Origin of the sequence: Vibrio sp. 10N.239.312.D08 (assembly GCF_041466145.1) — a bacterium.
Taxonomy (GTDB): domain Bacteria; phylum Pseudomonadota; class Gammaproteobacteria; order Enterobacterales; family Vibrionaceae; genus Vibrio; species Vibrio crassostreae_C.
This window is the reverse complement of record NZ_JBFSSD010000086.1, coordinates 1-6,656: the sequence shown is the minus strand read 5'-3', so window position 1 is coordinate 6,656 and position 6,656 is coordinate 1. Positions and strand designations below refer to the sequence as shown.

Genomic DNA, 6,656 nt, shown 5'->3' with positions numbered 1-6,656 from the left:
AGATAAAACTAATCAAGCGAATGGGGTATGGGTATCGAGATACCGACTACTTCTTGGAAAGCCGCGATGAACCACAAATAAGCGGCTCTTTTTTAGCCCAACTTTCTGCTCTTAAACCTTATCGACTGTATCCGCCCCATGAACCCACGGGACGATATTGTTAATACGTGAGCGCCGCAATCACACTGTTAGCGCTAAGGAACCTTTGAAACCGTCATCAAAGCTCACTCATAATAAGCTATTATTTACAGTAGATTTCGGTTAATTTTCCAAAGGCCATTATGAAAAACAAACTGAGTTTAGCAATTCAAGCATACTGCAACTGGATTGATTCAAACATTATTGAAATTGCTTATGTCGGTTCCATTCTAGTTGTGATTCTAACGCTCATCATCAATCTTATTTAGGCTTCCATTTCCTAAATATTAGTTTCCTTTACTCATTACCGAGCTTTTCTAAAAGCCTAAGAGTTAAATCAATCACCTCATGGATTTGGAGTTTTACGCCTTCAAATAGCTGCGTGAGCGGATCTATTTTTGAGGTTGCAGCTTCAACAATGACTGATTTACCTCAACGATAAACTGATAACCTCTCATTCAATGAATCCTATCTTTTTAACCATTGCCTTGTTCGTTTGTAGGGGCCCGTCCTCTATACACGACTATTGGTTACGCTTGAATGAGGATACTATTGAATTAGAATGCCCCTCAAACATATATCGCCTTGGTGATTGAGAAACAAACAGAATGAAACAAACAAATCATATCGAACAATGCCAGCAAGAAATTTTGAGCTTTTCGGACCGATTACATCAATCTGGTTGTGCGCCTTACTCGGTAGCTCAATACACTCAAGCTTATGCAAAACGCCAGAACATTGATGTCTCTATTGATGTGACCCCGACAAAAGTCATCACTATTTTTGAGCAACCCACGCAAAAAGTCGTGATGGAAAACAAAAAACCACCCTCGGTTAACTTACGTGATTTAGTCGCAACGCTTAAAGGGTTTTCGACTCATTCCCATTACGAAGGTTCAGAAACCTACTCGAATCGTACCTTGTGCTTTGCCAATTTATTGCTTCCGCCATGTTATTTAATGTTAGTTGGCAGTACTTATCTGGCGGTCGGTTTATCCATTATTCTGGGCGCTATAGCCTGGCTAGCACAAATTTTCCTGACTGGGCCAAGAAGCATTCTTGTCGAGTTCTTTGTCGCCTTAGTAGCCAGTTTTTTAACCGGTATGATATCGGCACAGGTTCCCGGCTTACCAACATTGGCACTGTGCATTTCTTCCATTGTCCTTTTTATTCCTGGGTTAACCGTCACCAACGGCTTAGCCAGTCTTGCTCTCAATGACTTTCGGTCAGGTATCGAACTGCTTGCACAAAGCGCACTCATAGTAATGAAAATATTCATCGGCATTGTTATGGGGTTAGGCTTAGCCAACATAATCAATCAACCATTATCGGTACCGGTATTTATTGATGAAATCCCATTCGTTCTTCATGTCACCGCACTGATCGGGATTTCTGTCGCTATTGGCCTTATTTTCAACGCAAGTATGACAGAAATTCTCTTAGGCCTTCCTGTCGCGGCAATTGGCATGTGGGGGCCACATTGGTTTACTTCCGATTGGGTTGTAGGTACATGGGTAAGCACAATACTCATTACGCTTTACGGGTTGGGGATGGGAAAATTGCGTCACGTTCCACCACTCATATACATTATTCAAGGGATCATCATTCTTGTCCCCGGTAGTCGAATCATTGTCGGAGCAAGTGAGTCCTTCTTTGCGACCTCCATTTTACCCATTCCGAATATTGGTCTGTCCGCCTTGCTGATGTTTGGCGCGATTATGGCGGGACAAATCATGGTTTATTCTATATTTAGTCGTCATTTTGATTCCATCATTGAGGACTAACCATCGAGCTAACAATCGCTGATCAACACGCCCCAATAACCCACGATTGAGTCTTTATCTGCTTTTTGACGTTAACCGATTCTGAGAAGGTACTGATGAACAGAGTCTCGAAAATCGATAAGACTATTTTGTTTCAGATGGCGAGGGGAATGAGCAATATGGATTTGGAAAAACCGAATAGAATCGAAATTAGCCAATAATTCAATAAGATAAGGATGCTTAGGATGAGTCAATGCAAAGTAGGCAGAGGTAAGCTAGGTATAGGCAAGCGCTAGGTTGATAGGCTTGCCATCTACTCCATTTCCGTTCTAACTACGCCACCAGTGCGTTCAGTTTTTTACACATACTCTCTTTATCAAGGCCACCTTTAGGTCCAATGAAGACTAACCGTGACGAACGAGATTCATCATCTTCCCATGCATCTCCAACCGTCACATTGGCTCGCTGGCCCGTGCACTGAAATACACAGCGATGATCAGGACGATCGGTTAAATTTAAAATACCTTTCATGCGATAAGCATCAATTGAAAACTGTTGCAGTAGAGGATACAAACTTTGTAGATTAAGCGGTTGATCAGTTTCAAAGCTGAATGTTTCGAAATCATGGTTCACGTGATGACAGTGCTCATCATGACAATCATGGTGCTGGCATTCCTTTTGATCAGCCGCTATTTTGTTAGTGACAAAGCGCGTACTTTCAGGGGCATCAAATAAGATAGGTAAATCCACTTCGCCGAATGAAATATCAATCAATTTAGCAAACGGAGCTTGTACTCGGCACCATGCTTTGACTTGCTCTAGTTTATCAGCATCGACTAGGTCAACTTTATTAACCAGAACAATGTCAGCCACTTGAATTTGCTGCTTCGACAACGTCTCCATTGGGCCTTCTAGCCCTAAAATGTTTTCCGCATCGATCGTCGTCACGATTGCATTTAAAGGTGCGTGTGCTTGCAGTTCCGGATCTTCAAATTGAAGTGCCACTTCTTTGGGTTCTGCGATACCTGAAGTTTCAACAATAATATGGTCTGGGCGTTCCTCTAATGCGAGTAAACGCATTACCGAAACGACTAGTCCTTCTGCAAGGTTACAACAGATACAGCCATTCTCTAGGCTGATCATATTTTCACTTTCAGATTTAACTAACTCCGCATCAACATTGATTGATCCAAAATCATTGACGATCACAGCCATGCGCATTCCATTTGCATTGGTTAATATATGGTTTAGTAGGGTCGTTTTCCCTGCTCCTAAAAATCCGGCTAAAATTGTTACTGGAATAGGCTTCTTGCTCATAGCATGCTCTCTTTCGATTTTCGTTGTCTATATTTACTCAGTAAGCAATAAAAAAGGTTGAGCTAATGCCCAACCTTTTAAGTCAGGATAACTTAGCCCGTAACTTTGTTGCGAACCGCTTCACCTGGGTTTGAATCTAACAACATTTCACCAGCTTCAATGATAGGTGTCCCGTTTACAAGTACGTATTTCATGCCTGTAGAAAGGGCATTTGGTTTATCAAATGTTGCAACGGCTTTTACTTCATCAAGTTTGAAAATAGCTAAATCAGCATCTTTACCTACTTGAATACGACCTTTATTTGCCATTTGTGGCACAGCATCCTCAAGAATACGACATGCGTTTAAGCTAGTTCTTTCCATCGCTTCTACTAGTGTTACCGCTTTGTATTCCTCTACATATTTTTCAATAAAACGAGAGAAACAAGCAAGTGAGCGAGGGTGAGCTATTGCGTTGCTTGGAAGTGGCCATACATCACCTTCAATTAATACGCCTTTATCATCCATCCAAGGCATTGCATCTGAAGCGATAGCTGCACCTGGGAACAATACTGAACGGTCCATTTTAGCGCGATCTTCTTTGTTCTCATCGGGTTTTAAGAAGTGCATGACAACCACGGTACCGGGCGCTGATGCTTGTAGTTCAGTGACTTTTTCTTGGTTTAGTGCTTTACCATTCGCTTCCATGTAGCTAGCGCTTGGTACACCCCAACGTTGTAACCAATCGTCACCACGGAAAACTTCTGCGCCAATAACGGAAGAGCCAGCACCATAAGGATAAGCTTCAGTAGTAACGGCTAAACCTTGATCAATGGCGGATTGAACTAAATCGGCACAATCTTCGATATCTTGTACTGACGTGCTGTTGAGGTGACAAATGTGCATGTGTGCACCCGTTGTCGCCGACAGGCTAATGAGTTCTTGGTATGCTTCAAAGCTTGATTTTGGCTCTGCGCTGTTTAGGTAACGAACGTGAGTGTAAGTTGGTACTTCATAGCGTTTTGCTAGTTTAGCAAGATCATAGTACTCTTTGTGGCCATAACCTGGTGCGTAACCCGCGTTAATACCAATGCCTAAGCCCCCCTCTTTAAGACCTTGCTCAACCGAGCCCAGAATTTGTTTTAATTCATCTGGGGTTGCTAGGGTATTTTGCCAATTGTTTTTAGAAAAAGCTTTCTGGAACCAAACAATCGTACCATCAGGAGCAGGCATCGTAGGTTCTTTTGCTTGAATACGAGCGTAAGTCCATGCTACAGAAGCGCCGTAATTAATCGGGCGACCTTCAGCAGCAGTAATATCGTAGTACGTTCCGATTGGGAATAGACCAGATTCCATCTCAAGAGCGGTGGTTACGCCATCGAATGCTTGAGCACGGGCAGCAGGAAGTTGTTGTCCGTGAGCGTGCATATCTATAAAGCCAGGTGCAACCACGAGACCTTCAGCATCGATGATTGTTTTGCCTTGCAGCTTTTTGTCTGAGATTGCAGCAATACGCTTACCTTTAATACCGACGTGACGAATTGCGTCGAGTCCAGTTTCAGGATCAACAACACGGCCATTTTCGATAACGATATCAAATGGCCCTTTCTCGTTAGGCATCAGTTTGATGTTTTGGCCAACCAGTTTTTCAGGGGCTGCATGTAAAACAGAGGCAAAAGGCAGTGCCGCAGCCCCAACCGCTAACTTAGTCAAAGTCGAACGTTTATCTGTATCGACACCATCAAGTAATACTTGCGTAGCGTCCAATTCATTTGGGTCGTAATTTTTCATATTGATACCTGTTATGTTTGTTGTAAAAGAATATTAGTTCATGATTGTTATGAAAACTATGCTGCATGTAGAAAAATCAATCGATTGACTAACACCCACCTTTCCATCATTAGAATCCACTGCCAACCGTTATATAAAACGCGCTGTCAACGTCACTAAAAGCGAGGTCTACCCCCATGTGTAACCCATATCGGCAAGCTATCTGATAGCGAAATCCAGCACCATACGCATCGACACTTTCATCGTCTGACAGACTGCCCTCTACTGTCGCTTTACCCAGGCCATAAACCCAGAAACGGTCCTACGATTATCAATCGCATTATCGTATTCCGCGACAACACCCAGCCCAGAGGTCACCGAGCTTTCGCCCATAAAATATTGAATAACGCCATTGATAGCGTTATTCACATCTTCATTACTGGTCTCAAACTCTACCGAGCTCTGGCCAATAATATGTTTCACACCCAGCATCAATGGTGTGTTTGCCACTCGAAACTGGAGTTGCTGAAGCGCAGCGACTCCCGAGTTTTTTGTGCCGAATTGAATCGTTTTGTTGTACGACGCACCTATACTGAACTCTTTGAAAATATCGAGGTTCGCCTTTCCAGCGCCAACGCCACCCGTATATCGAATGGTATCTTTTAGCCACGACGGTATCACCGTTAATGTCGGTATCAGAACCTGCGCCATATTCAAAGTCCCCACCATGAATAAAGACATACACGGGTAATGACTCTGAACCATTGATCTCCGAAGGACGCCAAATATTAAGATTCAAGCAATCTTCAGATTGCTCTTGCTGGGTTATTTTAAGCTGTGGGCACACGGCGCCAAATTGTGTCGCATCTATAGCGCTATCAGCATTGTGTTCTAATTGACGGAGTGACTGTGCTGAAAACGTTGTTGATCGGCGTAAGTGATTCCTTTAAACGCTTCAATGGATACGCGTTGCTCGTCACCTGCTAAGGTATTGATCACAACAGACTCTCTATTTGCGAAAAGAGTCGCGTCCCCGATGGATACTGAAACCTGCTCTGTTGGTAATGTCTGAAGCGGTTCTGGCTTAATAGGACGTGAGCTGGTTTCATCACTACCCCACGCAGAAAGAGCAACAGTGATAGCGATAACCATGAGTGAGCGATGCGTTAAATTCATGGTTGTACCCATAAATGTGTTCGGCCATCTGACCTGATATTGGTATCATCAAACCTGAGAATCCCTATGCTCAGCCATGCTCATTTCTGGAGTATTTGAAGTATTTTTTCTTTATGGTGCGATATTAATTCACTCTTTAAATTTGAATAAATCGCTTATGCAGGACGTGATCCTACATATATTCACTACCGTGAGTGGATGTCGCTTTTTATTTATCACAAAGACTTCTTGTTGTACCTTCTTTGGCTGACTATCTAGGGTTGATAAAATTTCAACGGGTTCTTGAAACAGCTCTATAGGGGGTTGCTGTGACTCTCCTTCTGAAGCTTCAAACTCATCAAAGAACCCAAATATGTTATTAGAGTCCGATGGCATAGTTAGCACCAAACGTAAGTTTCGAGGCCAAAGCCAATATTGTTGAGGTCTGTTTTGACTTGACCCGAAGAGGTCCAAGGTAGAAGTGCGTCGATATCAGGCTCTGCTTTCGCGAGCTCTTTCATGCACTTGACCATGT

5 protein-coding genes and 1 pseudogene are annotated in these 6,656 nt (G+C 43.0%); 1 reads left to right on the top strand and 5 read right to left on the bottom strand.

Going from position 1 to position 6,656, the window contains the following annotated elements:
- The first annotated feature begins 746 nt into the window (after positions 1–746).
- Positions 747–1,922 (top strand): threonine/serine exporter family protein, encoded by a 1,176-nt coding sequence (locus AB6D58_RS23980; RefSeq protein ID WP_372158753.1) that lies wholly within the window; start codon positions 747–749, stop codon positions 1,920–1,922.
- Between the two features lie 312 nt (positions 1,923–2,234).
- Here the strand turns inward: AB6D58_RS23980 and AB6D58_RS23975 are convergent, their stop codons facing one another.
- The 5 genes and pseudogenes from AB6D58_RS23975 to AB6D58_RS23955 all read right to left on the bottom strand — a co-directional run bounded on the left by AB6D58_RS23975 (position 2,235) and on the right by AB6D58_RS23955 (position 6,142).
- Complete coding sequence (locus tag AB6D58_RS23975; protein WP_372158750.1) at positions 2,235–3,218, bottom strand: GTP-binding protein; 984 nt, start codon at positions 3,216–3,218, stop codon at positions 2,235–2,237.
- A gap of 92 nt (positions 3,219–3,310) precedes the next feature.
- The gene (locus AB6D58_RS23970) at positions 3,311–4,987 is read right to left on the bottom strand and encodes an amidohydrolase family protein (protein ID WP_102319826.1); all 1,677 of its coding nucleotides are present in this window, start codon (positions 4,985–4,987) and stop codon (positions 3,311–3,313) included.
- A gap of 261 nt (positions 4,988–5,248) precedes the next feature.
- Positions 5,249–5,677 (bottom strand): hypothetical protein, encoded by a 429-nt coding sequence (locus AB6D58_RS23965; RefSeq protein WP_372158756.1) that lies wholly within the window; start codon positions 5,675–5,677, stop codon positions 5,249–5,251.
- A 13-nt stretch (positions 5,678–5,690) separates the two neighbouring features.
- Positions 5,691–5,813, bottom strand: a pseudogene (locus tag AB6D58_RS23960) (carboxylesterase family protein); the annotation flags it as partial.
- A 44-nt stretch (positions 5,814–5,857) separates the two neighbouring features.
- Positions 5,858–6,142 carry a hypothetical protein gene (locus tag AB6D58_RS23955; protein ID WP_017062010.1) on the bottom strand — a complete coding sequence of 95 codons (285 nt, stop codon included), beginning with the start codon at positions 6,140–6,142 and terminating at the stop codon, positions 5,858–5,860.
- Positions 6,143–6,656: the final 514 nt, after the last annotated feature.

Excerpts from the sequence above, each read along its gene's own strand:
- AB6D58_RS23980 (WP_372158753.1), top strand. The coding sequence starts at position 747 with ATGAAACAAACAAATCATATCGAACAATGCCAGCAAGAAATTTTGAGC.
- AB6D58_RS23975 (WP_372158750.1), bottom strand. The coding sequence starts at position 3,218 with ATGAGCAAGAAGCCTATTCCAGTAACAATTTTAGCCGGATTTTTAGGA.
- AB6D58_RS23970 (WP_102319826.1), bottom strand. The coding sequence starts at position 4,987 with ATGAAAAATTACGACCCAAATGAATTGGACGCTACGCAAGTATTACTT.
- AB6D58_RS23965 (WP_372158756.1), bottom strand. The coding sequence starts at position 5,677 with ATGGCGCAGGTTCTGATACCGACATTAACGGTGATACCGTCGTGGCTA.
- AB6D58_RS23955 (WP_017062010.1), bottom strand. The coding sequence starts at position 6,142 with ATGAATTTAACGCATCGCTCACTCATGGTTATCGCTATCACTGTTGCT.